This is a genomic window from Haloplanus aerogenes (genome assembly GCF_003856835.1).
GTDB lineage: Archaea > Halobacteriota > Halobacteria > Halobacteriales > Haloferacaceae > Haloplanus > Haloplanus aerogenes.
The window spans coordinates 683501-707205 of sequence record NZ_CP034145.1 but is presented as its reverse complement, the minus strand read 5'-3'; the positions used below and the strand labels follow the sequence as shown (position 1 = coordinate 707205).

Below are 23705 nucleotides of genomic sequence, written 5' to 3'. Positions count from 1 at the left end.
CGAAATAGTTAGTTGACTAATGTTTAAAAATATTCATTTAATTCTGACATTTTTGAGATGCACGCCGCACGCTCGGCGGAGACACCAGCGCAAAGGCATATGCGGCGCCGCGTCGAAGTTCGGAGTGGCATGGACTCGGACGATAGCGGTCGCTCGGCGCTTTCCCCGAACGCCCTGACGACGCGCCTCGATAGCGTAGAGGTGGGCGACGAACTCCGTCTCAACGACCGTGACCGGACGTTCGAAGTCGTGGGGACGGAGCGCTACGCGGTCAGGGTCGTCGACGAGGAGGGCAACGAGCACACGATTTCACAGAACCTCCAGAGCGGCGGGTGGCGCGTCCACGAGGCGGTCTGGTGGGTGGGGACGGTCGACACGGACGACAGCTAACCGCTGCGTCGTCGAAGGTAGAGACGGAACTCGAGGTGGTCCTTCTCCGCCCCGACCAGTTCGGTCGCCGTCTTCTCGAAGCGCCACGGTCGGCGTTCGACACCGTGGGCAGACAGTCGGTCCGCGACGCGCTGGACCGTCGCCGCGAGGTCGCCGGCGGCCCGCAACACCACGCCGTCGCACGCCGGGTGTGCGGTCAGGGCGTCGACGAGGGCCGTCTCGACGGCGTCGACGTCGTCGGTGTCGTCGACGTAGACACTCGCGAACGTCTCGCCGTCGTGGGCCAGCGAGTCGTCGCGGGTCGCGGCGTCGGTGACCGATTCCCGCCGAGCGACGAGTCGGTGGAGGCGCTCGGCACGTGCCACCGCCACTGCCCGCCAGCGGTCGATGCCGTCGTCCGGCGCACACTGCACCGAGTAGCGCTCTCCGCGGCGGTCGAGCAGTCCGTACGCGACGAGCAACTCGAGGAGACGCCTGAGTGGGCGGTCGTCGTCGTGATCGACGACCTCCGCGAGGCGCTCCCGCGTGAACGTCTCGGTGCCGAAGTGGTCGTGAATCCGCAGGTAGAGGTCGAGGCAGTCCTCGACCGCCGGGAGCGTGTTCACGGTCACGCGGTCGGACGCGAGAACGCGCGAACGGTCACGCCCACGGCCACGCCCCCATCGCCATCACGTAGCCCGCGGCACCGGAGACGATACCGACGGCCGTCGTGTACCACCCGACAGCGGAGGTGTACTCGTCACGTTCGATGCCAAGGAGGACCCAGAACGTGAACCAGAGGACGGCCCAGATCCACCAGAGCGCCGCGAGGCCGATGTCGCCGGCCTGGAAGACGAGAAAGCCCGTCGGCGCCGCGAGTGCGGCGACGAACAGACAGTACCAGCCGAACCCACGCTGGTCCTCGATGCCCCGCCACGCGTTCGCGCCGACCCAGAGGTACGTGAACGAGAACAGGAGCGTGCCGGCCGCGTTGAACGACGACCCACCGGACGCTTCGGGGAAGAACGCCCACCAGGCGGCGATCAAGAAGGTGATCAGCCCTGTCAGAAAGTTGAGAATCGCGACGTCCTTGCCATCGCCGTATCCGAGCAACCAGAGCCCGTTGACGATCAGCACCGCTCCGACGTACACCAGCCCCATCCCGAGCGTGTTGATTAGTGCCACGATCCTCCCCCTCCTACCTCGTGTATTTTGGGTGACATACGATGCCGCGGAGAAATATGACATACAGCTATAAAAAATTCACCTTTTTGACAACAGTATTATATGTTTAGTATTATTTAATTAAAGATAAATTTCGTTTTTAGTGACCGAATGAACCGTATTTGCGGCGTGTTGGGCAGTTCAAATTTACTACTTGAATGCGTCAATTATACAATCTATTTGATATATATCGAAATTGTTGGATGCTTAATTATATTTTCTTGTGGTTTGTATGGTAACGAACACCATGCCAGAGACGATCTTCGAGGTCGATACCGACGCACCGATAGACGAGCAACCCGATCCGATCGTGAATCGGTGGCACCCCGACGTGCCGCCGGCGGCGTCGATCGAACCGGGGGAGAAAGTCCGGATCGAGTGTCTCGACTGGACGGGGAATCAGGTGGTGAACGACGACACCGCGAACGACATCCGGGACATGCGTCTCGATCCGAACCACCACCTGAGCGGTCCCTTCGAGGTGAAAGGCGCCGAACCGGGCGACATCCTCGTCGTCGACATCCTCGATCTGGGACCGTTCCCGGACCACGAGTGGGGGTTCACCGGCATCTTCGAACAGGAGAACGGGGGTGGGTTCCTGACCGACCACTTCCCCGACGCGGCCAAGGCCATCTGGGACCTCGACGGCGTGATGACACACTCCCGGCACGTCGAGGACGTACGCTTCCCCGGCTGTGCCCATCCCGGGATCATGGGCACCGCCCCGTCGCACGAACTGCTCGAGGAGTGGAACCGGCGGGAACAGGAACTCATCGACCAGGGGCCCGACCGTGAGACGGCCGTCAACCACGAGACCCGGAAGGAACAGCCACCGCTCGCGCTGCCGCCGGAGCCGAACGAGGTGCTCCTTGGCGGGATGGACGAGGAGGACGTGCCGGAGGCGGCCGAGAAGGCGGCGCGAACGATCCCACCGCGGGAGAACGCCGGCAACTGCGACATCAAGAACCTCGGTCGGGGGTCGCGGGTGTACATTCCGGTGTTCGTCGAGGGCGCGAACTTCATCACCGGGGACCTGCACTTCTCGCAGGGTGACGGCGAGATCACGTTCTGTGGCGCCATCGAGATGGCCGGGTGGATCGACCTGCGCGTCGACCTGATCAAGAACGGCGTGGCGAAGTTCGGCACCGACTACGCGATGTTCAAACCCGGCTATCAGGACCCGGACTTCTCGAACTACGTCGTCTTCGAGGGCTACTCCGTCGACGAGGACGGCACCCAGCACTACAAGAACGCCAACATCGGGATGCGACGGGCCTGTCTCGACGCCATCGACTACCTGACGAACTTCGGCTACACGGCCGAACAGGCGTACATCATCCTGAGTACGGCCCCGGTCGAGAGCCGCATCGCCGGCATCGTCGACCTGCCGAACACGTGCGTGACGGTGTCGGTGCCGAACGAGGTGTTCGACATCGACATCGACCCGGACACGCTCTCCAACGGGGGCGTCGGCGGCGACCGTGGCTCGGCCGCCAAGCCGACCTGACCGGTCACGCGGTCGCCGGCCACGGGAGCGGCGACCGCCGGTGACGACTTACAACAAGCCGTCTCAGTGGTCGTGGTCGTGGCTCATCGAGTGACCGACGGCCCACGGGTAGCCCTCGGTACTCTCGACGAGTTCGCCGGGGCCGTGGGCGTGGTCCGTCTCCCCGTGGCCGTCCCCGTCGGGTGACGCGGCGGCGGCCACGTCGTCGATACGGAGCACCAGGTTCGCCGCTTCGGCGGCGCTGCGGAGGGCACGCTGTTTCACCGCGGCCGGTTCGACGACACCGCGGTCGACCACGTCCGTCACCGTGCCCGTATCGAGGGCGAGCCCCGCCCGTCGCTCGCCGCGGTGGTGGCGGGTGCGCAGTTCGAGCAGCGTGTCCACGGGGTCGAGTCCCGCCGTCTCGGCGAGCGTTCGGGGAATCACGTCGAGTGCGTCCGCGAACGCCTCGATGGCGAGTTGGTCCCGCCGTGGGACCGACGCGGCGTCGTCCCGAAGCACGCGAGCGAGGTGCGCTTCGGTCGCCCCGCCGCCGGGGACGACGCGGCCCTCCTCGACGACGAGTCTGAGAACGTGAAAACAGTCGTCGAGCAACCGCTTGACCTCCTCGACGACGTGTTCGGTGCCGCCGCGGACGAGCAGGGAGGCCTGATCGAAGCCCTCGGCGTCCCTGACGACGGTGAACCGGTGGGGGCCGGCGGTCTGTTGCTCCACGACACCTGCCTGCCCCGTCTCGGCCGTCGTGAGTTCGTCCACCGACGCGACGGGGCGGGCGCCCGTGGCGCGGCCGAGTTTGTGGAGTTCGTCCTGTCGGGTGCGCTCGACGGCGAGAATCCCCTCCGCCGCGAGCAGGTAGCGAACCCGGTCGTCGATGGACTTCTGACAGAAGACGACGTCGGCACCGACGCCGGCGATACGGTCGACCTGCGAGGCGTAGACTTCGTCCTCGTACGCCCGGAACGCGTCGAGTTGCGCCGGCGAGTCGACGGTCACGGCCCCCTGACCCGTCACCGTCTCGATGGTGAGTTGATCGTCGACGAGAGCGACGGTCGCGTCCTCGATGCGGCGGGGCGGGCCGGGGTCGGGCGAGACCACGTCGGTCGACGACTCCGCCATGTCGATGAGGAGGCCGTCGAACACCTGCGTGTCGAACACCGAACCGCCCGGAGCGGTCTTCCGGGTGATCTTCGCGAAGTCGACGGTCTGCCCGTCCCGGATCGCCTGTACCGTCTCGACCGCGCGGGCCGCGAGAAACGCCGTCGCCGACGCGTCCCACTTCCCGGTGATGACCGTGCGGGCGACCTCTCGAAGCCGCTCCGGATCGCTCGCGTCGATCACGAGGGCGTCGTTCTCCAGCGTCTCGACCGCTCGCTGCACCGCGTGGTGGTAGCCGTCCATAATCGTCGTCGGGTGGAGGCCGCGATCGAGGAGATCCTCGGCGGCCGCGAGGAGTTCCCCCGCGACGACGACGGCTGTGGTCGTTCCGTCACCGACGCGGTCCGCCTGCTGGGACGCAACGTCGGCGAGGACCCTCGCAATCGGCTGGTCGATATCCAGCCGATCGAGCATGCTCGCGCCGTCGTTCGTGACGACGACTTTCCCGTCGGTACCCACGAGCATCTTGTCCAGTCCCTTCGGCCCGAGCGTCGTCCGGAGCAACTCTGCCAGCGCCTGTCCGGCCGAAATGTTGGCCGACTGGGCGTCACGCCCCGCAACGTGGCCCGGAGAATCGGGAGAGAGAATCCGAGACCGATCTGTTACTGTCATGACACACCACCACACACACGACGCCCGACGATATTAAGGATTGTTGAGGGAATGACATCACACGCCGGCGCATCGGAAGCGCCGACGCTCCGCTCAGGCGTCGGCGTCGGACCGCAGGTTCTCGTCGAGGAAACGGAGCGTCTTCGACCACGCGTCACGCGTCGCCTCGGGGCGGAAGCTCTCGCCGCTCGGGTTGGCGAAGGCGTGGCCCGCGCCCTCGTAGACGTAGATTTCGCGTTCGACGCCGAGATCACCGAGCGTCCGATTGAACTCGCGGACGTTCTCGATGCCGACGACCTGGTCCTCCGAGCCGAAGACCCCAAGGACGGGGGCGTCGATGCGCTGGAGCGTCGACCGGTTCGTCGTGAGCGTGCCGTAGTAGATGACCGTCGCGTTCAGGTCGGCGTCGCTGAGACTCAACTGGAGGCTCTGGCCGCCGCCGAAACACCAGCCGAGACTGGCGACTTGCTGAGTGGTGTCCGACCGGGCGCGCAGGCCCGAGACGGCGCGGCGCATCTTCGACACCGCGGCGTCGGGGTTCTCCCGAACCTGCCCCGACAACTGGGCCGCCTCCGAGGAGTTCGTCGCCACCTCGCCGTCGTAGAGGTCGACCGCGAAGACGACGTAGCCGTGGCCAGCGAGAATCTCCGCCATGTGTTCGATGTTCTCGTTGAGGCCCCACCACTCGTGGATCATCACGACTGCGGGGTACTCGCCGTCGTCCGCGGGCCGGGCGAGATAGCCCGGCGTGCCGTCGATCGTCGTTCGCTCGGTCGTGATGGCCGAGAGGTTCTCGGCGCTGAAGATGTCGGCGTTGCCGCCCGAGGTGACGGGTTCGCAGGTGCCGTCCTTCCGGATGGCGCCGGGCTGACAGCCCATGTGAGGAGTCTGGGTGTAGGACGCCTCGGCCGTCGGCGTCTCGGTGGGCGCCGGCGTCGGTGTCGGTGTCGCCGTCGGCGTGTCGCCACCGAGGACACCCGAGCATCCGCTCAGGAGTACCAGCGCGGCGACGAGGACGGGGACGAGTCGTGACGTGGACATTTCATGTTGGGAAAGGAACGGGTCGGCAAAACGGTTCCGCCGAGAGTGGGCGAGTCGTCGAGCGTTCGATTATTCGTCGACCAGTTCGATGCCCGCGTCACCGTTCGGCACCATGCAGACGAACGAGCTCTCCGCGTCGCTCTCGTTGCGGAACCAGTGGACGGTGCCCGCGGGGATGAGGAGGGAGTCGCCCTCGGTCACCGTGTGTTCCTCGTCCTCGATGCCGACGACGTACTCGCCCTCGACGGTGTGGACCTCGTGTTCGACGGCGTTGGTGTGCTTGGGCACCTCGGCACCCGGATCGAGGCGGTACCGGCGCATCCGGAAGTTGGGCGCGCCGTCGGACTCGTCGAAGATGACTGCCTTGCGCACGCCGTCGGCTTTCGACAGTTCCTCGTAGTCGACATCGTCGGCGCGCTTGACGGCCGGTTTCGGAGTCGGCTGGGAGTCGCTCATACGCCTTCTCGTCGACGAGGCGTGAAAACCGTTTGCCCCCATCGACAGTCAGAGCGGCGGGTCACGCTCCCCGGCCGGCACCGTCGTCTCCAGCCAGTTCTCCTCGGGCGGGAGCGGACAGGAGAAGGCGTCGCTGAACGCACAGAAGGGGGTGTACGCGAGGTTGAAATCGAGGGTGACGTGGTCGCCGTCGGCGAGGGTACCCTCGGGCGCGAGTTCCATGTACCGGCCGCCGCGGTAGGTCTGCTGGCCCGTCGTCTTGTCGCGGAAGGGGACGAAAATACCGTCGTCCGCACCCTCCTGTCGGTAGCCGTGGAGCGTGTGCGTCTCGCCGTCGAGATCGAACTCGAAGGTGACGACCCGAAGGTAGCGGACGGTGCGGTCGTCGCTCGTCTCCATGTCGACGGGGTCGGGGTCGTCGTGGACGGTGAGGGTCGCCTCGACTCGGTAGTCGGGGTCCGGATCGAAGTACGCGAGGCCGTCGAAGTCGTCGCGGTCGTCCGGCGGAATGGGTGAGCCACGCTCCTCGGCGAAGACGCGGTCCTTCTCGGCGCGATTCTCGCGCAGGTGATCGACGTATTCAGACGGTGTATCGGTCATACGCTCGCTACGAGGGCGACGACCGTCAGTCCGGCGATGGAGGATAATCAACCCTGATAATCCGATCAATTCGTTTATGTGATCGGTTCCCGAGAAGGCGAGTGAGATGGTGTCGAAGGGAGACCTCGGGGTGAGCTATCTCATCGGCGTGGGCGTCGTGCTGTTCGGCGTCTGCAGCGCCGGGGTCCTCCTTCCGATCGAGTCCACGGAAGTACGGTCGCTGCTCAGCCTCAGCATGGGCGGGATGATCGCCGGGAGCTTCCTCGTGACCGGGATCGGGCTCGCTCAGAGTACGCTCGACGACGACCGCGTCTGGCGGGTCGCCGGGTGGTCGACGCTCGGCCTCGGTCTGCCGACGCTGGTGGCCGTCCTCGTCATCTTGCTGATGCCGTCGGTACTCAGGGGCGTCGGGTGGCGAAGCGTCGTCCTCGTCAACATCGCGGCCGGCGGAGTCGTTGGCGTCCTCGTCGGCTCCCTCCTCGAACTCCGCGCCGAACACGAACGGACGCGAACGCTCAACCAGCGCAACAGCGTGTTTCTGCGGCTGTTTCGCCACGATATCCGAACCAGCCTCAACCTGATCCGTGGCCACCTCGACCTCGTGACCGGTACGGATTCGTCGCCACCGGAGTCACCCGACGTGATCCGCGAGCAACTCGAACACATCGAACGCCTGAGCGGCGCCGCGAACCGGCTCGACGAGCTCGGCTCGACGACGGAGACGAAGCCGGTCGCCCTCGGGGCACTCGTGCGCGACCGCCTCGACGAACTCCGGCGCTCGACCGAGACCGTGACCGTCGAGACGGATATCGAGGACGCGTACGTGGAAGCGAACGACCTCCTCTCGTCGGTCGTGGACAATCTGCTTCGGAACGCCGTCGAACATGGCTCCACGCACCCCCGGTCGCCGACTCCCGAGGACGCTGTCGAACGCGGTTCGACAGGCAACCAGACGCAGTCTGGTGACGCCGTCGAATACGGGGCAACGGGCAGTCGGCGCGCTGACCGCGACGACGCCGCGGAACGCACCGACGACCCCTGGCTCCGAGTGACCGTCCGTCCGGTCGAGCGACGAGGACAGCGAGACGCCGTCGAACTCCGCATCGAGGACGACGGCCCGGGGTTCACCCCCGCCGAACTCGCCGTCCACGCCGACGCCGAAGCGACTGAGACGGCGCTCCAGCACAGCGACGGCATCGGTCTCTGGCTCGTCCGATGGATCGTCGAGACCTACGACGGCGAGTTCACCGTCCGCAACGCCGACGACGGCGGCGCCATCGCGACCGTGACGCTGCCGAGAGCCGACCGCATCCCGGCGGACGAGCAGCACGAAGAAGCGCGGGAACCGACCCGACCACCCGGTTCGGACCCCGTCGCCGGCGGATCGGCGGCCGCGAGCGATCCCTGACGGCCGCCACGGCGGCGTGTGTCGGCGTCCCGGAATCGGCCGCGTCCGACGCGCCCCAACCATTTACCGATAGCACCCGACGAACCGAGCGATGCAACCGTTCTTCGGCGACGAACCGGACGATCCCGAACCCGACGAGCAGAACGTCTGCGACGACTGCGGAAGCCGGATGGAGTGGACGCTCGGCCTCGACGGCGTCCAACGGCGCGAGTGCCCGAACTGCGACACCTAGGCCGGCAGCGAATCTCCGGATGCCGTCCGAGCCGCCACCGCACCGCGAACGCCGCAGACGACGACCGTCGCCGTGGCGGTGCCGTCGGCACCCCGAACCGAGATGTCGACGGCGACGGCGACGAGCACCGTCGTGTTCGCACGCGTCTGGGTGACGACGCCCTCGGTGACGACGCAGCCATCGAACGCCCGGTCCGGACCGCGGGGGCAAGCAGTGCCCGCCCACTGCCGGGCCGCGGTGGCATTGCGCGTAATCGAGACGACCACGCCCCGATTCGTCCCCGACGATTCGAGCGCCGCGACGGTCGGATCGAGTCGGGCGATAGCCCGTCCGGCGACGCTAGCGTGACGGTCGGCGCTCGTCCCGTTCGACAGCGCGACCGTCGCGTCGCCGACTGCGCGTTCGAGCGCCCGCGTGGTGTCGTCGAGCGTCCCGCGCTCCGGCGCCGTCGCGGCCACGTCGCCCCCGGCGCCGATGCCCGCGGTGAGTTGGGCGTACGCGAGCAACATAGGCACCAGCGCGGTGACGACGACGGCGGCCGCGAGCAGGACGAGTTGGCCGCGATGCCGGGTCATCCGTACCACACCCGAATCGTGACCGGGCCGTACCGGGTCGGGACCGTCACCGAGCCCACAGCGGCGGTCGGTGGGTGTGGATAGCCGAACGACCCCCGGGGCGTGCGAACGTGGAAGACCACGTCGGCCGGGAGCAGGTCGACGATCCGCCGACGGGTCGACTCCCGCGTCCGAGCGAACGACCGATCCGAACGGGCGAGCGCGGCCAGCCGAGAGTCCTGACCCCGGTCGGTCGGCTCCGAGCCGAGAACGGTCGCGGTGTCGTGTGCCAACGCGTCGAGTTGCGGCGTCGACGACGTGGGGGCCGTCGCGCCGACGGCGAAGCCCGCAGCCACCCCCAGGACGAGGACGACGCCGATAGCGGCCTCGACGACCGACAAGGAGAGCTGCCCCCTAGACATCGACGGTCACCGTCAGCGTTCGGGGTTCGGTTCGAGGTTGGCGGTACGTCACCGCGACGCGACCGGTCGCGTTCGCGCCGGGAGCGACCCGGATCGTCGTCGGTTCGTACCGGGAGAGGCGGACGGTCGTGTTGGTGTCGAGTCCGCTGCCGTCGTAGAGGACGACGCGCCCGTTCGCGCGGACGGTCCGGAGGGTGGTGTTCGGTCCGGGGTCGACGGCGACGGTCGCTCGGCCGACACCGCGGGGGACGCGCAGCGCCGAGCCGCGGGTGACGTTGACCGCCCGCTGAATCGGCTCGCTCCGGGAGACGACGACCACGGATCGGCGGATGGTGGCACCGCCGCTCGGCGCACCGCGGTCGACAACCGTCTCGCCGTCGAGCGTGATCCGGAGGGCAGCCCCCTCAGCAGGCGGGGCGAGCGCCTCGATCCGACTCGCGTTCAGGTCGTCGACGACGGAGGCGTTGAGCGCGTTCGCGCGCACCGTCGTCGGGGCGTCGGCGGCGACGAGGCGATCCGCGACGGCGGTCGCGGCGTGGCGATCCAGTGGCTCGCGGTCGGCGTCGGCCAGCGCCGCATCCGCGAACGTGACGCCGATAACCGTCGCCCCGGTGAGGAGGACGAGCGCGAGGACGAGCGCGACCAGATTCGTCTGCGCCCTCATTCGAGGATCACCCGCACTCCTTCGGCGTCGCCGCGTACCCGGACGACGGCCGGATCGTCGCTCTCCCACGTTCCCCTGACGGCGACGACGCGGTCCGGAAGCGCCAGGGGGACGCGCCCGGAGAGCGCGTCGTCGGGGTGATCGAGGACGAGCGTGCCGTTCACCGCCCGGAGCCGGTACGTCGCGCGGTCGATGGTGTCGGGCAGGTCGACGGTCCGGGTCACGTCGACGGCGGTACTCGGCGGCGGCACCGACGCTTCGATCCGGTCGGCGGCCGTGACGAGCGTGCGGTCGCTCACCTCCGCGCCGGCTGCCGTGCGGTACTCGGGGAGAACGCCGCCGTGGAGGACGGTCACTAGGGACGCGACGTACAGCAAGACGAGCAGCACCTCTAGCCCCTTGCCGACCACGGGGACGAGAGCCCGGTCCAAGTCCGTCACCGACCCACCTCCAGATTCATGTCGTGGACGAACACGTACACGTCCTGAACGTCGGGGAATCGGGCGACGACGCTGGGGACGTCGTCGTTATCGAACGACTGGCGAGCGGTCGTCGCGCCCATGTCCTCGAACCACCGCTCCCAGACAGCGGGCGTCCGGGTCTCGACGGCGACGGCGTACCCTTGCCCGGACAGGCGCCGACGGGAGTGGGTCACGTTCGTTCGCAGGGTCACCGTCCCCGGTCCGTCGACGGCGACGGCGGGTGCGTCGAGGGCCGTCACGCCGACGAAGAGCGTCCCGTCGCGGACCGACAGCGGCGGCGACGCGTGGAGGAAGGCGCCGTTGCCGGTGGCACCGACGGTCGCGCCGGCGACGTATCGGACCCGCCGCTGTCCGGCGGTAAAGACGAGGCCGTCGACCGACCGCTCGAACACGACGGCGTCGCCGTCGAGGACGCGGAGCGAGCGGTCGACGGTCCGGAGTCGTCCCTCGTGCAACGCGAGTCGGCGTTCGTGGCGGCCGCTCCGCTCGGGGTCGAGCGCCGCGTCCATCGATCCGGCGGCTGCCCGGGTTTCCGCCTGTGTCGCCCCTGCCTCGACGACCGAGCCGACGGCGACGGTCAGCGCCCCCATACTCACGACGGTCACGGCAAGCAAGATGGCGACGCCGACCGGTGCCGACTGCGCGCGGTCGCTCATATCATCCCCACCCCTGCGAAGACGACGTGACAGACGACCACGAGCGCGCCGGAGTGGAGGAGCGCCTCGTAGCGGCCGCGGCTGGCGGTGCCGGCGAACCACCCCGACGCCAGCATCGTCGACTGCGTGACGATGTAGAGCCGGTAGCGCTCGCGTGCCATGTCGATGGTCGATCCCTCGATGACGTAGCCGGAGGGGCCGCGGACGGAGGCGAGCTGCTCGAAGCCGTCGAAGACGTGGAGGCCGACCGCGACGGCGATACCGACGACCAGCAGGGCGGTCGTCCACCCGACGGCGACGTACGCCAGCAGGTTCGCCCGGAGTTCGCGTTTCTCGTGATACAGTCTGCCGATTTCGGTCTGGAGCGTGTCGAAGACGGTCCCGGCGTCGCTCCCGGAGTCGAGCGCGCCCGTCACCAGCCCGACCGTCTGCTCGGCCAGCGGTGTGCCGACCGTTTCGACGAAGCGTTCGAGCGCCGCCGTGCGGACGTTCTCGTCGATGCCCGTCTCGGGCGACGTGAACCCCAGATTGAGGGCGAGGTCGGCCACGTCCGGATCGAGCGGGCCGAAGTCCACGTCGCGGGCGACGAGTTCGACCGCCTGCGGGAAGGGTCGCCCCAGATTGACGTGGCCGGAGACGGCGTGGACGAAGTCCTTGATCTCGCGATCCTTGGCGTCGTCGAGGCGGGCGCGGCGGACGCCGACGACGCCGACGGGGAGGGCGTAGGCGGCGTAGCCGAGGAGGGCCACGTCGGCAGGCGGATAGCCGATAGTGTGGAGAACGGCGGCGACGACGAGCGCCGGCAAGAGGGCGACGACCGCGGCGCTCGCGGGGTTGTGTGGGGTGGAGGCGAGCGTCGCCAGCGCACCCGCCGGACGGTCGTACTCGACGGTCTGGCCCGGCGGGCGAAGTCCGCCGACGACGACGCTCGCGCCGATACCGAGGCCGAGGACGAACAGCGCGCTGGTGTAGACGACGAGCGCCCGGACGGTGAGCGTGCCGAGCGGCGTCGTGATCGGTTCGGAGAGCGCGGGCGAGATGATCGCGAGGACGGTCAGGACGATCACGAGGAGCGTCGGCAGCACGAGCAACACCATGAACACCTCCGAGAGGAGTTCGAGCAAGCCGGCGGCGCGCTGCCGGGCGCGGTCCTGCCGGTGGGCGAGCATCCGGCTCTCCATCCGGAGGTAGTTCGCGAGTTCCGCCTCGCCCTGCTGGGCGTGTTCGCTGAACTTCAGGAGGAACGGCGCGAGCAGTTCCCGAGAGGGCGTGTCGCGGGCGATGCGCCGGAGTCCCTCGTGCAAGCTCCCGGTCAGGGACGCGGTGTTCAGCACCTTCCGAACGGACACTGCTGTCTCGCCGTACGGCTCGGTGTCGGCGACCTTCCGGAGCATGGTCCGGTGGTCGTCGCCGCCGGAGGAGAGGACGTGAAGGTAGCGCGCGGCACCGGGGAGCGTCCGCTCGATGTCGTTGCGGCGGGCGTTCGCCAGCCAGCGCAGATAACCGCCACCGAGGCGGACGGTGGCGGTTTTGGTGATGCCGCCGACGGCGAGGCCAACGACGAGCATCACGAGGGTCGTCGGTGGCATCGGGAGGGCGAAGCGGGCGAACGGCACCACGTCCCCGACGACGCCAGCCACCGAAACGGGCACGGCGTCGGCCAGCGTCACCGCGACGACGGCGGTGGGAAGCGTCACAGCGAGCGCGACGAGCCAGGAGAGCCCGTAGACGCGGGCGAGATACACGTCGAAGCTGAGTCGCATATCGGTTCCGCGGTAGCGCTTGCGGTCCCGGACGTGACGGGCGTCGTCGGCGTGGCGGGCGAACAGGGCGTACAGCACCCGGTCGAACGAGGTGCCGTAGCTCGTCGGCCGGGGGGACTCCGGTGGCGACGCCGGGCCGGCGTCACCCGTTCGTGTCCCTCCATCCGGCCGTCGTGGGTCTGCCGTCACGACCCACTCCCCGGGCGACGAACGACGACTTGGGGGCGTTCCGACATGGACCGTGGTGCCTCGTCATCGTATATAAACGTTGGACGAGTGTTCTCATATTTGATTTCGCCAGTGGGAGGCCCGAGACAGGGGCAATATTATGATCGAGCCGACTGAACGATCGGCCGTGACCCTACTGGTTCCATTCGACGGCTCGGCCCTCGCCGAGACCGCCCTGAAGCGCGCCCGGGAGTTCGCCAGCTACCGGGACGAAGCGGTGGTCGCGCTGACGGTCGTCCCCGAGGACGAGTCGTTCGCGGCAGAGCGCGGCTGGATCGAACCCGGCGAGCCGTACGACCCCGAGGAGATCTGCACGGAGTTCGAACTGCGCGTCAAGACCATCGACGACGACGTGACGTTCCGGTGTGAGCACCCGACGCCGAGCGAACACCCGACGGCGACGACCATCGACAACGTCACCCACACGATCCGGGAGGTCGCCGCGGACCTCGACGTCTCGGTCATCTTCATCGGGAGCGAGAACGCCGGTCGCGTCTCGACGCCGGTACCGAGCGTCGGTGATCCTCTCTCGACCGACGCCAAGTACGACGTCTACATCGTCCGGCGCACCGAGTAGGACTCACGGGCCGACGGCACGGATGCCGACGACGGTGAGCACGACGAGGGTCGATCATGGGGACGACGGACGGTGACGGCCGACGGCGACCCCACCCACTTCCTCGGATTCCAGACCGACGTGACCGAGCGCAAGCGGACGGAACAGCTCGTTCGCCTGCTCAACCGGGTGCTCCGACACAACCTCCGCAACGACCTGAACGTCCTGCTCGGGGTGGGGAACCACCTCCGGTCGGAGCGAGCCGAGACGGCCGACCTCGACGACCTCGGGGAACGCATCGAGCGAACCGCGGGTCAGCTGATGGATCTGAGCGAGCAGGCCCGGGAACTGGAGCGGAACGCACGACGCGACCGGGAGCCGAGACGACTCGACCCGGCGACTCTCTTCGACGACGCCACGGTCGATCTGTCGGCGACGGCGAGGGTCGAGACGACCGTCGCGACGGAGCGGCGGATCTGTGCCGGCCCCGAACTGGAGCAGGCGGTGTCGGAACTCGTCACGAACGCGGTGGCGCACAACCCCGTGGCGGAGCCGTGGGTGGAACTGACGGCAATCGACGACGGCGAGTGGATCGAACTCACCGTCACCGACGACGGGCCGGGGATCGACGACATGGAGGTGGCGGTGATCGCGGAAGGCAAGGAGACGGATCTGGTCCACGGCTCCGGACTGGGGCTGTGGCTGGTCAACTGGATCGTGACGCGCTACGGCGGGTCGTTCCGGATTCGGGCGCGCAATGGCGACAGCGCGGACGAGTCGGGATCGGTCGCGACGATCCGCCTCCCCGCGATCGACGCCGACACGCCGGTCGAGGCCGTGGAGCGTGCGCCGACGGTGCTCTTTCGTTAGCGGGTCGGGACGTTCCGCCCCGCGGCGAGGTGCAGCGAGTAGGCGATCAACGACAGACCGACGAGTTGGAGGAGGCGGACGAGGAGCCGGAAGACGCTCTGGAAGCTGATGGAGACGATGTGGAAGGCGATCAGGCCCTGGCCGACGACCGCCAGCAGGTAGGTGACGCCGAAGAGGATGATCATGCCGGCGGCGAGATACTGCATGGCGGGGTCGTCGTTACGGCGGAGACCGCGGTAGGCCTGATAGCCGATGTGAACCGCCTCGAGGTCAAGCCCCGAGGCTTCCCGTGGGTTAGTCGGACACTCCCACTCGACCATCGGCCTGATAGCCTCGGTCGGTCGGGTGGGTCACGGTCGGGGCGTCCACGACCCCCGATGCCTGCCGTCGCACCTTCCTGACTTGGGGAAGGCTGTTGAGAGCAGGCACATTCCATTCGAGTTTCTTCACGCCTTTCACGGCGATGTTGACGCTTGCACCACGGTCGCTGTGGTCTTGATGCCCACAGCCCCGACACTTGAACCGCTTCTTGTTCCGGTTCGCACGCTCCGTGTGACCGCACATCGGACACCGTTGACTCGTGTACTCGGGGTTAATCCACGTGGTCGGAATCCTCTCGAACGACGCTTTGTACGACGTATAGAACTGAAGGGCGCGGAACGGGAGGTGGTGCAAGCGTCGGTTCATCCGCGTACCGTAGTCGATACTGTCGCGCATCTCTTTGAGGTCTTCAAAGACGATACACGGCTTCTCGAACTGACGGCTCCACTCCACGATGTGACGACTCACTTTGTGGAGTCGGTCACGGACGAACCGTTCCTCACGCCCTTCCAACGTATCGTGCATACTCGACTTCCCCGCGTTCTGCACACGCCTCCGCATCGTGAAGTAGCGATGGCGCTCGAACTTGATTTCGGGGAAGTCGATAACCAACGAGTCCTCGACGCCATCTTCTGAGAGCGCGGTGAGAGCCACGTTGTCCTCGTTCACGTCCACACTGACGACCGTTCGTGAGTTCTGCTTGACGCGGACGGTCTGTTCGGTGTTGGTGACGTTGACGTGCAACTCGGCGTTGTCGTTGTGGAACAGGGCTTCTGCCGTCCCAATCTTCCACTCGTCGTTCGTGAGGGCAGTCTTGAGAATGTCGAGGTGGGCGTCGTCACCGTCGAGGACGCCCTTGACGTGTTTGTACGGTTTCGCGCTGATGCGGAACGCAACGTTGCCATCGTCGGTGAGCGACAGGTTGTAGCCCTCCTCGTAGTTTGCTCGAAGCGGATACGCGCCGTCCTTGGTGTGGCTCGGCTGGCCGAAGTCGTCGTACTCGTAGTAGTTCTCCATCGCACCGAGTTCCTTCGCAACGACGCGCTGAGTCGTGTTCTTCACGAGGTCAGCGTCGTCGGCTACCCTGTCGGGGATGGCGTCCCAGTCCACACCTTCTTTGGCGAGGCGGATGGTTTCGTTGTACACCGACCGTGCTTCGACGGTGGCGTCGTACAGTAGGCTCTCGTTGTCACTCTGGATGTCGAGTTGGAAGTCCAGCGTCTTGATGAGAGCCTGTGTGTCGGTCATTCTTCGGATTCGTTGAGCCAGTCGTTGACGAGTCCGCGAACTACGTCGGACTTAGTTCATCAACTTCGATGCACTTCTTCGAGAACTCCTTATACACGTCATCCTCGAAGTCCACGGACAGTCGTTTCGTCATCTCACACGTTTACTTATATACCAAAATACTCAACTCTTGTCCACGTAGTCTGTATGGGTGAGAAGCGGTCGAACCACACGGTGTACAACGTCAACTACCACTTCGTGTGGTGTCGTCAATCGGAGATTGACTGCTTGCAAATCTCCGATTTGCAATGTCCAAAATACCGCCATGCCATCCTCGAACCAATCGAAGACTCGCTGGAAGCGAGTCTCCGCGATGTGTGCGACGAGTATGGCTACGAGATACTGTCGCTCCACATCTCACCCGACCACGTACATTTGTTCCTCTCCGCTCACTCGAAGCACGCACCGAGCGAGATTGTACGGACGGTCAAGAGCATCACAGCACGAGAGATGTGGGAACAGCACGAACCGTTCTTGGAGGAGTATCTGTGGGGCGGTGGGTTCTGGGAGGAATCGTACTACGTTGGGATGGGAGGCGACGTTTCGACCAACACGATTGAGCAGTATATCGAGCGCACGGAACACGTTTAGCGGAGCGTACGGCCTTCACCTTCGGGGTCAAGCCCCGAGGCACTCGGCCTGCTCCGCCTGTCGAAGTCGCCGTGCGATCCGGCGGGCACGTAGCCGCTGTCGGTGAGCGTCCCGGCGACGGCGGCGGGGTCGAACGCGGCCTCGATGGCCGTTCCGAGGTCGGTGGCGAGCAGGCGGTCGTAGTTCGCGTAGCCGACGCCGAAGTGGTCGAGGTCGGTGAGGAGACGTTTGCGCGGCGTCGTGAACCGGACGGGCGCGGGGTAGTCGAGCGGACCGGGGCGCCGGAACAGGTAGGCGTAGTGCGCGTCGTCAAGGGCGTCGACCGCGCCGGGAGCGGGGAGCCACTCGCGGTAACGAGGCGGATCGGCGTCGGGCACGTCGATCCGGCCGAATCGCTGTGCGGAGCCGAGCGGCGGGAGGGCCGAAGCGCACCCGGCGGTCGCGACGCTCGCCGCGAGGGCGCCAGTGCAGCGGCGGAGGAGCGCGCGGCGCGTGGGGTGACTGGAGTCGTTGGGGACCATCGCATCACCACGTACACTCCACAGGGGTATTACCCCCGGTGACGGGCTGTGCGGCGGCGCAGTCCGTCGAAGGGTATATGTATCGGGGATCCGCCGACGCCGGCCCCCTCGCTCTCGGCGGCTAGGTCGTCGTCTCACTCCAACTGGTGATAGTCGAGTTCGTAGCCGGCGTCGAGTGCCGTCCGCACCGGGTCGCTCGGGCGGCCGACGGTCGTCGTCGAGAGCGCCATCGAGCCGAGCGTCCCGCGTTCGACGACGACGTTCCGACGCCAGTCGGGATCGGTCTCGGGATGGTCGGGGCGGTGGTGGGCCCCCCGCGACTCGGTGCGTTCGTGCGCGCTCCGGAGGATGGCCTCGGCGACGGTCAGCCCGAACTGGAGGTTCAGGGCGAACTCGAAGGAACGGCTGGTCGGGTTCCCCACGTCGAGGTCGAGGGCCCGCCCGCGGAGGGCCGTGAGGGCGTCGAGGCCGGCAGCCAACCCGGTTTCGTCGCGGTGGATGCCGGCGTGGGTCCACAGCAGGTCGCGCAGGTCGTCGAGGAGGGTCGCCGGCTGTGTCGAGCCTCGACTGTCCGCGAGCGTTTCGAGGGCGGCGAAGTGACGCCGGGCGTGGTCGTGGAGCGTCGACGAGGGGGTGTCGGTGGCGTCACCGGCGGCGAGACGCGCCGCGATGGCGTCGCCGGCCACCTGCCCGAAGGCGATGGTCTCGGCGAGCGAGTTGCCGCCGAGGCGGTTCGCGCCGTGAACGCCGGCCATCGTCTCGCCGATGGCGTAGAGACCGGCCACGTCCGTCTCGCCCACGTCGTCGACGACGACCCCACCCATGCCGTAGTGGGCGGTCGGCGCGACTTCGACCGGGTCGCTCGCCATGTCGACGCCGAGATCCGCGAAGCGCTCGTACATCCGGGGCAGGCGCTCGCGGATGAAATCGCGGTCGCGGTGGGAGATGTCGAGGTAGACGCCGCCGTTCGCGGTGCCACGGCCGGCGTCGAGTTCGGCGTCGATGGCCCGCGCGACCACGTCCCTGGCGTCGAGTTCCATCTGCTCGGCCGAGTAGCGTTCCATGAACCGCTCGTCTTGGGCGTTGTAGAGGTGCCCGCCCTCGCCGCGAACAGCCTCGGTGACGAGGCGGCCGTCCCACTCGTCGCCGTAGCGCGCGCCGACCATCCCGGTCGGGTGGAACTGGATGAACTCCATATCCATCAGGCGCGCGCCGGCGGCGTAGGCGAGGGCCGGCCCGTCGCCGGTGTTCTCGTCGTCGCGCGAGGAGTGGCGGCGGTAGAGGCTGGTGTAGCCGCCAGCCGCGAGGACGACGATATCGGCGTCGAACAGCAGGAAGTCGCCGGTGTCGAGGTCGGTCGCCGCCGCGCCGAGGACGCGGTCGGCGTCGGTGAGCAGGCGCGAGACGAAGACGTTCTCGCGGTACGGAATCGAGAGCGACTGCGCCCGGTCGACGAGCGTGTCGAGGAGGGACTCGCCGGTGTGGTCGCCGGCGAAGGCCGTCCGACGGAACGACTGCGCGCCGAAGTAGCGCTGGTCGATGTCGCCGTCGTCCGTGCGGCTGAACGGCATCCCCCACTCGTCGAGTTCGCGGAGGAGGCCGGGCATCCGGCGGGCGACCGTCTCGACCTTGTCGGGGTCGTTGACGTGGTGCCCCTCGGTGAGCGTGTCGGCGGCGTGGACCGTCCAGTCGTCGTCGGGGTCGTGCGTCCCGAGCGCACCGTTGATGCCGCCACGTGCCCACGTCGTGTGCGCGTCGCCGTGGCGCCGCTTGCCGACGACGAGGATGTCCTCGGGAGCGACGCCGCGCTCGACCAGTTCGATGGCCGTACGCGCGCCGGCCGCGCCGGCACCGACGATCAGCACGCGAACCGGGAGGGTTTCGTACGCGACCGACTCGGGCGTCTCGCCGTTTATCGTTCTGGAGAAATGGCCCATACCTGAACGGAGGCCCGCAGGGGTATAGGACCGCCGTACAGACCGCCACGAGTGGGCAGCTGTCCGGTTCTACAGCCGATTTCGTGATTATTATGCCGGTCCGAGATCCTGCCCTCTGCATCGGGCCCTAGTTATCGCGCCTGATTTTGGTGGGCAGTGCATATATATGGAGGAGACCGAACTCGGACAGAGGAATGGGACGACTGTCCGCACGAACGAGCGGGACGATCATCTGCGGTGCCGGACTCGTCCTCGCAGTGTTTCACCTGCAGTCAGCCGTGCGTTTACAGGCGTTTCCAGCACTGGTACTGATCGAAGCGATCGTCCCGCTAGCACTGGCGCTATTCGTTGCGGGCGCAGGTGCGCTGATCCGCGAGGGGGACATCGCCCCGACACAGCACGCCGACCGGGTGCTCGGCTGGACCACCGTCGGGATGGTGGCGCTGAGCGTCGCGGTCGGTTGGCTGTTCGTCGACGCCGCGATTCGCGGACAGGATGTGCCGGCGGCAGCGCGGACGGTGGGCAACGCCACGACTCTGGGTGCCCTCGTCGGCCTCGTCGTCGGTGTCTACGACGCCCGCGGGCAGTGTCAGCGGCGACGAGCGGAGCAGTTGACCCGCATCAACGACACGCTCCGCATCGCGACCCAGGAGATGGTGAACGCCACCGGACGGAGTGAACTCGAACAGGAGGTCTGTGAGCGGTTGACCGACTCCAACATCTACGACAGTGCGTGGATCGGCCGCTACACGCCCGGTGACGAATTCGTGCGACCGGCGGCGTGGGCGGGTCACGACGACGAGTATATCGACTCCCTGGAGGTCACCGTCGATCCGACCGATCCGACCGGCCAGGGGCCGGGCGGCGAGTCGATCCGAACGGGCGAGATCCAGCCGATACAGGACGTGTTCGACGATCCGAGCCTCAAGCCATGGTGGGATCTGCTGGCCGAGAAGGGAGTGGAGTCGATGGCGGTCGTCCCCCTCGTCGGCGCCAACCGCAACCACGGCTTCCTGAGCGTCTACGCCAACCGCGTGAACGCGTTCGATCCGCAGGAGCAAGAGGCGCTCTCCGAACTCGGCGAGAGCATCGGCCACACCATCGACTCGATGGCGGCCCGGGAGCAACTCGCCCGCCGGGAACAGGAACTCGCCCGACAGAACAAGCGGCTCGACGAGTTCGCGAGCGTCGTCTCACACGATCTCCGCAATCCGTTGACCGTCGCCACCGGCAACCTCGACCTCGTACAGATGGAGGTGGACGACGAGCGGTTAGACCGGATCGCGGGCGCGCTCGACCGCATGGACGAACTGATCGACGATCTGCTCACGCTGTCTCGATACGGTCGGACGGTAAACGACGTCAAGTCCGTCGATCTCCGCTCGATCGCAGAGAACGCGTGGACGACCACCGACACCGAACACGCACGGCTCCGATTCGACGGCGACCCGGGAACCGTCGAAGCCGACGAGAGCCGCCTCACGCAGGTGTTCGAGAACCTGTTTCGGAATAGCGTGGAACACGGTTCCACGGATAGTCGACCGGAGGCCGACGACAGCGTCGAACACGGCTCCACCGACTCGTCGACGACGACCGACACCCCACTCGACGCCGGTGGGGCGGACAACCAGTCGTCGCCCGTGCCGGCCGAAGGGGCCGACTCGGGAGACTTCCGGCGAGGCGGGCACGCGAACGACGATGACGACACCCCCGAGGTGACGATCACCGTCGGGCGGACGACGGACGGCTTCTACATCGAGGACGACGGTCCCGGCATTCCCGAGTCGGAGCGTGAGAAGGTGTTCGAGACGGGCTACTCCACCGACCCCGAAGGCACGGGGTTCGGACTCAACATCGTCCGGACCATCGCGGAGGCCCACGGGTGGGCAGTCGACGTGACCGAAGGAGCGGCGGGTGGCGCACGGTTCGAGTTCACGACGACCGGCGTCGAGATGCGTGTGTCGGAGCGGGCGCGCTGAACGCGACGGACGAGTCGACGAGCGGCCGATTTGGGGAACAGTTTACACCCGTCGAGATACAAGTGAAAATAGCATGACATCCGATCGTGTGATCGAACTCTTGCGAAAGGCGTATAGCGACGAGATCGAGACCGTGATGAACTACCAGACGAACGCCATCGTCCTCGACGGGGTTCGAGCCGAGGAGATCAAAGAGAGTCTCCAGCAGGACATTCAGGAGGAACTGGGACACGCCGAGCAACTGGGACAGCGTCTCAAGCAGCTAGACGCGCGCCCACCGGGATCGGCCGAGTTCGTCGCCCGGCAGGATTCGCTGCAACCACCCGAGGATTCGACGGACGTACTCTCGGTCATCCGGGGCGTGCTCGACGCGGAAAACGACGCCATCGAGACGTATCGGAAGCTCATCGACGCGGCCGAGGAGGCGGACGATCCGGTCACGGAAGATCTCGCGGTGACCATCCTCGCGGACGAGGAGGCCCACCGGACCGAGTTCCGGGGCTTCGAGAAGGAGTACCCGGCGGAGTAACTCCTACTCGTAGGCTTTCTCGCCCGCCTCGATGGCCACGTCGAGCCAGTTCTCCGTCGGCGGGAGCGGGCACTCGTACCGGTCGGCGTACGCACAGGTCGGATTGTACGCCTCGTTGAAATCGATGACCCACGTGCCGTCGTCCGTGCGGTGGGTGTCGGCCTCCAGATCCAGATACCGACCGGCGCCGTACGTCTCCTCGCCGCTCGTCGCATCGCGGAAGGGCACCCACAACCGGGCGTCGTCGGGGTCGCTCTTGTACGCCTGGAGCGTAACCGTCTCGCCGTCCACCTCGAACCGGAACTCGCCCCACCGGAGATACGTCCGGTCGCCGCCGGAACTGGTGGGGACTGTCAGCGTCTCGGGGTCCTCGTGTTCGTGCAGCGGGAGTTCGAACCGGTACGCCTCGGTGATCGGATAGTAGCGCAGGCCCTCGAAGTCGTCGCGCTCCTCGGGCGGAATCGGGGAATGTGGGTCGGTTCGAAAGTACTCGTCTTTCGCCTCGCGGTTCTCCCGGATCGCCGCGCGCCAGTCGGTCGACATACGGATGGCTACGGGGACCGGATGCTTCTATCGTACCGATCGTTCCGGGAGGATGGGAACGGGGTGCGCTCGCGCCGTGAGAGGGAGGACAGGGGGACGAAGCCGAGTTCGAGTGACGAGCGTCAGGGTGGCACGATGACCGCTCGCCCCTCGATTTCGCCGTGTTCGAGGCGCTCGGCGACGGTGTTGATCTCGTCGAGGGCGTAGCGGGAGGTCCGCAGTTCCACGTCGCCGCGTTCGACCAGCGCGACGAGTTCCTGCAGTTCGGCGTAGCGGCCGACGAGCGTGCCCTTGAAGGCGAACTCGCCGTTGACGAGCGCCTGTGACGGCTCGTGGATGTGGCCGCCGTAGCCGATAATGTGGTGGTCGCCACCCGCGGCGGTGATATCGGGTGCGTAGCCCGTCGTCACGTCCGCGCCGACGAAATCGAGCACTTGCTGGGCGCCGACGCCGTCGGTGATGGCGTCGATCTCGTCGGCCACGTCGGCGCTCGACGGATCGACGGTGTGGTGCGCGCCGAGGTCGGCCGCGAGGTCCCGCGCCTCGCCTTTGATATCCAGCGCAGTGATCTCGGCGGCACTCATGGCGTCGAGACACTGGAGGCCGATGTGGCCGAGGCCGCCGACGCCGATGACGACGGCGTGATCGCCCGGGTTGAGTTCGCGGACCGCCTTCTTCGCGGCGTGGTAGGCCGTGATGCCGGCGTCGGCGTGGGGTGCGATGTCTGCCGGGTCGACGCCGCCCGGGAGCGGGATGACGGCGCGGTCGTTCGTGTGGAGATACTCCGCGAAGCCGCCGTCGGTCGTCAGCCCGGGGAACTGCGCGTTCTCGCAGTACATATCCTCCCCGAGTCGACAGGGGCGGCAGGTGCCACAGGTCATGTGCGGGTGACAGATCACCTGCTCCCCGGCCTCGACGATGTCGACGTTGTCGCCAACTTCGACGACGGTGCCCGCGTTCTCGTGCCCGAGCGTCATCGGCAACTCCTGCGGGACGTACTCGGTCCACATCCCCTCGATGATGTGGTTGTCCGTCTGGCACCAGCCGGCGCCTTCCACCTCGACGATCACGTCGTCGGGGCCGTCGGCGGTCGGTCGGTCCACCTCGTCGATGGCGAGTGCCTCGCTCATCTCCTCCGTGTACTCGTGGAGTCGTGCGGCGAGCATATGGGGAGGTTCACCCCCGTCGGCAAAAATAT

General features: G+C 67.1%; 27 protein-coding genes. 9 read left to right on the top strand and 18 right to left on the bottom strand.

Features of this window, described 5'->3' with window-relative positions:
• Positions 1-129 precede the first annotated feature (129 nt).
• Positions 130-390 (top strand): transcriptional regulator, encoded by a 261-nt coding sequence (locus tag DU502_RS03695; protein ID WP_121919723.1) that lies wholly within the window; start codon positions 130-132, stop codon positions 388-390.
• Here the strand turns inward: DU502_RS03695 and DU502_RS03690 are convergent.
• Together DU502_RS03690 and DU502_RS03685 are read right to left on the bottom strand one after the other, a co-directional pair.
• The gene (locus DU502_RS03690; RefSeq protein ID WP_124897007.1) at positions 387-995 is read right to left on the bottom strand and encodes a hypothetical protein; all 609 of its coding nucleotides are present in this window, start codon (positions 993-995) and stop codon (positions 387-389) included. The two genes, DU502_RS03695 and DU502_RS03690, sit on opposite strands and share 4 nt — an antisense overlap.
• Before the next feature lie 34 nt (positions 996-1029).
• Positions 1030-1554, bottom strand: a complete 525-nt coding sequence (locus DU502_RS03685) for an AmiS/UreI family transporter (RefSeq protein WP_199722677.1) — start codon at positions 1552-1554, stop codon at positions 1030-1032.
• 286 nt (positions 1555-1840) lie between these two features.
• On the opposite strand from DU502_RS03685, the gene fmdA reads away from it, so the two are divergent.
• Entirely contained in the window at positions 1841-3100 is a 1260-nt protein-coding gene (gene fmdA / locus DU502_RS03680) for a formamidase (protein ID WP_121919725.1), read from the top strand.
• 63 nt (positions 3101-3163) lie between these two features.
• Here fmdA and thsA read toward each other — a convergent pair whose 3' ends face one another.
• From thsA to DU502_RS03660, 4 genes are all read right to left on the bottom strand, one after another.
• Complete coding sequence (thsA, locus tag DU502_RS03675; RefSeq protein ID WP_121919726.1) at positions 3164-4867, bottom strand: thermosome subunit alpha; 1704 nt, start codon at positions 4865-4867, stop codon at positions 3164-3166.
• Positions 4868-4960: 93 nt separating this feature from the next.
• The gene (locus DU502_RS03670; protein WP_121919727.1) at positions 4961-5908 is read right to left on the bottom strand and encodes a dienelactone hydrolase family protein; all 948 of its coding nucleotides are present in this window, start codon (positions 5906-5908) and stop codon (positions 4961-4963) included.
• A 69-nt stretch (positions 5909-5977) separates the two neighbouring features.
• Positions 5978-6364, bottom strand: a complete 387-nt coding sequence (locus DU502_RS03665) for a cupin domain-containing protein (RefSeq protein WP_121919728.1) — start codon at positions 6362-6364, stop codon at positions 5978-5980.
• 48 nt (positions 6365-6412) lie between these two features.
• Positions 6413-6964 (bottom strand): DUF1684 domain-containing protein, encoded by a 552-nt coding sequence (locus DU502_RS03660; protein ID WP_121919729.1) that lies wholly within the window; start codon positions 6962-6964, stop codon positions 6413-6415.
• A gap of 106 nt (positions 6965-7070) precedes the next feature.
• On the opposite strand from DU502_RS03660, the gene DU502_RS03655 reads away from it, so the two are divergent.
• Entirely contained in the window at positions 7071-8372 is a 1302-nt protein-coding gene (locus tag DU502_RS03655; protein ID WP_121919730.1) for a sensor histidine kinase, read from the top strand.
• Between the two features lie 91 nt (positions 8373-8463).
• A complete protein-coding gene (locus tag DU502_RS18120; protein ID WP_166033622.1) occupies positions 8464-8604 on the top strand; it encodes a hypothetical protein in 141 nt (46 codons plus the stop codon).
• Here DU502_RS18120 and DU502_RS03650 read toward each other — a convergent pair.
• Genes DU502_RS03650 through DU502_RS03625 form a run of 6 tightly spaced genes read right to left on the bottom strand, consistent with a single transcriptional unit; the run spans position 8601 to position 13223 of the window.
• Positions 8601-9179, bottom strand: a complete 579-nt coding sequence (locus DU502_RS03650; RefSeq protein ID WP_121919731.1) for a DUF7261 family protein — start codon at positions 9177-9179, stop codon at positions 8601-8603. The genes DU502_RS18120 and DU502_RS03650 overlap by 4 nt on opposite strands.
• A complete protein-coding gene (locus DU502_RS03645) occupies positions 9176-9580 on the bottom strand; it encodes a DUF7262 family protein (RefSeq protein WP_124897006.1) in 405 nt (134 codons plus the stop codon). The genes DU502_RS03650 and DU502_RS03645 overlap by 4 nt, the downstream gene beginning before the upstream one ends.
• Positions 9573-10244, bottom strand: a complete 672-nt coding sequence (locus tag DU502_RS03640; RefSeq protein WP_121919733.1) for a DUF7263 family protein — start codon at positions 10242-10244, stop codon at positions 9573-9575. The genes DU502_RS03645 and DU502_RS03640 overlap by 8 nt, the downstream gene beginning before the upstream one ends.
• On the bottom strand, positions 10241-10684 hold the full coding sequence (locus tag DU502_RS03635; RefSeq protein WP_121919734.1) for a DUF7266 family protein: 444 nt from the start codon (positions 10682-10684) through the stop codon (positions 10241-10243). Before DU502_RS03635 ends, DU502_RS03640 begins: the two co-directional genes overlap by 4 nt.
• Entirely contained in the window at positions 10681-11382 is a 702-nt protein-coding gene (locus tag DU502_RS03630) for a DUF7289 family protein (RefSeq protein ID WP_121919735.1), read from the bottom strand. The genes DU502_RS03635 and DU502_RS03630 overlap by 4 nt, the downstream gene beginning before the upstream one ends.
• On the bottom strand, positions 11379-13223 hold the full coding sequence (locus DU502_RS03625; RefSeq protein ID WP_241966792.1) for a type II secretion system F family protein: 1845 nt from the start codon (positions 13221-13223) through the stop codon (positions 11379-11381). The genes DU502_RS03630 and DU502_RS03625 overlap by 4 nt, the downstream gene beginning before the upstream one ends.
• A 277-nt stretch (positions 13224-13500) precedes the next feature.
• On the opposite strand from DU502_RS03625, the gene DU502_RS03620 reads away from it, so the two are divergent.
• Both DU502_RS03620 and DU502_RS03615 read left to right on the top strand, forming a co-directional pair.
• Entirely contained in the window at positions 13501-13950 is a 450-nt protein-coding gene (locus tag DU502_RS03620) for a universal stress protein (protein ID WP_121920122.1), read from the top strand.
• Positions 13951-14022: 72 nt separating this feature from the next.
• Positions 14023-14799 carry a sensor histidine kinase gene (locus DU502_RS03615; RefSeq protein ID WP_121919736.1) on the top strand — a complete coding sequence of 259 codons (777 nt, stop codon included), beginning with the start codon at positions 14023-14025 and terminating at the stop codon, positions 14797-14799.
• Here DU502_RS03615 and DU502_RS03610 read toward each other — a convergent pair.
• Positions 14796-15119: a DUF7521 family protein gene (locus DU502_RS03610; RefSeq protein WP_241966785.1), complete on the bottom strand. Its 324-nt coding sequence runs from the start codon at positions 15117-15119 to the stop codon at positions 14796-14798. The genes DU502_RS03615 and DU502_RS03610 overlap by 4 nt on opposite strands.
• Positions 15094-16368: an RNA-guided endonuclease InsQ/TnpB family protein gene (locus DU502_RS03605; RefSeq protein WP_121919737.1), complete on the bottom strand. Its 1275-nt coding sequence runs from the start codon at positions 16366-16368 to the stop codon at positions 15094-15096. The genes DU502_RS03610 and DU502_RS03605 overlap by 26 nt, the downstream gene beginning before the upstream one ends.
• Positions 16369-16554: 186 nt before the next feature.
• Between DU502_RS03605 and tnpA the strand changes: the two genes are divergently transcribed.
• Positions 16555-16998, top strand: a complete 444-nt coding sequence (gene tnpA / locus DU502_RS03600; RefSeq protein WP_121919738.1) for an IS200/IS605 family transposase — start codon at positions 16555-16557, stop codon at positions 16996-16998.
• Here tnpA and DU502_RS03595 read toward each other — a convergent pair.
• Positions 16995-17519 (bottom strand): hypothetical protein, encoded by a 525-nt coding sequence (locus DU502_RS03595; RefSeq protein WP_121919739.1) that lies wholly within the window; start codon positions 17517-17519, stop codon positions 16995-16997. The genes tnpA and DU502_RS03595 overlap by 4 nt on opposite strands.
• Before the next feature lie 134 nt (positions 17520-17653).
• Entirely contained in the window at positions 17654-19456 is a 1803-nt protein-coding gene (locus DU502_RS03590) for an L-aspartate oxidase (protein WP_121919740.1), read from the bottom strand.
• 194 nt (positions 19457-19650) lie between these two features.
• Here DU502_RS03590 and DU502_RS03585 point away from each other — a divergent pair, with 194 nt between their 5' ends.
• Positions 19651-21435 carry a GAF domain-containing protein gene (locus tag DU502_RS03585; protein WP_121919741.1) on the top strand — a complete coding sequence of 595 codons (1785 nt, stop codon included), beginning with the start codon at positions 19651-19653 and terminating at the stop codon, positions 21433-21435.
• 73 nt (positions 21436-21508) lie between these two features.
• Complete coding sequence (locus DU502_RS03580) at positions 21509-21964, top strand: DUF892 family protein (RefSeq protein ID WP_121919742.1); 456 nt, start codon at positions 21509-21511, stop codon at positions 21962-21964.
• A gap of 3 nt (positions 21965-21967) precedes the next feature.
• Here DU502_RS03580 and DU502_RS03575 read toward each other — a convergent pair whose 3' ends face one another.
• Together DU502_RS03575 and DU502_RS03570 are read right to left on the bottom strand one after the other, a co-directional pair.
• Entirely contained in the window at positions 21968-22507 is a 540-nt protein-coding gene (locus DU502_RS03575; RefSeq protein WP_121919743.1) for a DUF1684 domain-containing protein, read from the bottom strand.
• A gap of 122 nt (positions 22508-22629) precedes the next feature.
• A complete protein-coding gene (locus DU502_RS03570) occupies positions 22630-23673 on the bottom strand; it encodes an NAD(P)-dependent alcohol dehydrogenase (RefSeq protein WP_121919744.1) in 1044 nt (347 codons plus the stop codon).
• Positions 23674-23705: the final 32 nt, after the last annotated feature.

Excerpts from the sequence above, each read along its gene's own strand:
- DU502_RS03695 (WP_121919723.1), top strand. The coding sequence starts at position 130 with ATGGACTCGGACGATAGCGGTCGCTCGGCGCTTTCCCCGAACGCCCTG.
- fmdA (WP_121919725.1), top strand. The coding sequence starts at position 1,841 with ATGCCAGAGACGATCTTCGAGGTCGATACCGACGCACCGATAGACGAG.
- thsA (WP_121919726.1), bottom strand. The coding sequence starts at position 4,867 with ATGACAGTAACAGATCGGTCTCGGATTCTCTCTCCCGATTCTCCGGGC.
- DU502_RS03670 (WP_121919727.1), bottom strand. The coding sequence starts at position 5,908 with ATGTCCACGTCACGACTCGTCCCCGTCCTCGTCGCCGCGCTGGTACTC.
- DU502_RS03665 (WP_121919728.1), bottom strand. The coding sequence starts at position 6,364 with ATGAGCGACTCCCAGCCGACTCCGAAACCGGCCGTCAAGCGCGCCGAC.
- DU502_RS03660 (WP_121919729.1), bottom strand. The coding sequence starts at position 6,964 with ATGACCGATACACCGTCTGAATACGTCGATCACCTGCGCGAGAATCGC.
- DU502_RS03655 (WP_121919730.1), top strand. The coding sequence starts at position 7,071 with ATGGTGTCGAAGGGAGACCTCGGGGTGAGCTATCTCATCGGCGTGGGC.
- DU502_RS18120 (WP_166033622.1), top strand. The coding sequence starts at position 8,464 with ATGCAACCGTTCTTCGGCGACGAACCGGACGATCCCGAACCCGACGAG.
- DU502_RS03650 (WP_121919731.1), bottom strand. The coding sequence starts at position 9,179 with ATGACCCGGCATCGCGGCCAACTCGTCCTGCTCGCGGCCGCCGTCGTC.
- DU502_RS03645 (WP_124897006.1), bottom strand. The coding sequence starts at position 9,580 with ATGTCTAGGGGGCAGCTCTCCTTGTCGGTCGTCGAGGCCGCTATCGGC.
- DU502_RS03640 (WP_121919733.1), bottom strand. The coding sequence starts at position 10,244 with ATGAGGGCGCAGACGAATCTGGTCGCGCTCGTCCTCGCGCTCGTCCTC.
- DU502_RS03630 (WP_121919735.1), bottom strand. The coding sequence starts at position 11,382 with ATGAGCGACCGCGCGCAGTCGGCACCGGTCGGCGTCGCCATCTTGCTT.
- DU502_RS03610 (WP_241966785.1), bottom strand. The coding sequence starts at position 15,119 with ATGGTCGAGTGGGAGTGTCCGACTAACCCACGGGAAGCCTCGGGGCTT.
- DU502_RS03605 (WP_121919737.1), bottom strand. The coding sequence starts at position 16,368 with ATGACCGACACACAGGCTCTCATCAAGACGCTGGACTTCCAACTCGAC.
- tnpA (WP_121919738.1), top strand. The coding sequence starts at position 16,555 with ATGGGTGAGAAGCGGTCGAACCACACGGTGTACAACGTCAACTACCAC.
- DU502_RS03595 (WP_121919739.1), bottom strand. The coding sequence starts at position 17,519 with ATGGTCCCCAACGACTCCAGTCACCCCACGCGCCGCGCGCTCCTCCGC.
- DU502_RS03590 (WP_121919740.1), bottom strand. The coding sequence starts at position 19,456 with ATGGGCCATTTCTCCAGAACGATAAACGGCGAGACGCCCGAGTCGGTC.
- DU502_RS03585 (WP_121919741.1), top strand. The coding sequence starts at position 19,651 with ATGGGACGACTGTCCGCACGAACGAGCGGGACGATCATCTGCGGTGCC.
- DU502_RS03580 (WP_121919742.1), top strand. The coding sequence starts at position 21,509 with ATGACATCCGATCGTGTGATCGAACTCTTGCGAAAGGCGTATAGCGAC.
- DU502_RS03575 (WP_121919743.1), bottom strand. The coding sequence starts at position 22,507 with ATGTCGACCGACTGGCGCGCGGCGATCCGGGAGAACCGCGAGGCGAAA.
- DU502_RS03570 (WP_121919744.1), bottom strand. The coding sequence starts at position 23,673 with ATGCTCGCCGCACGACTCCACGAGTACACGGAGGAGATGAGCGAGGCA.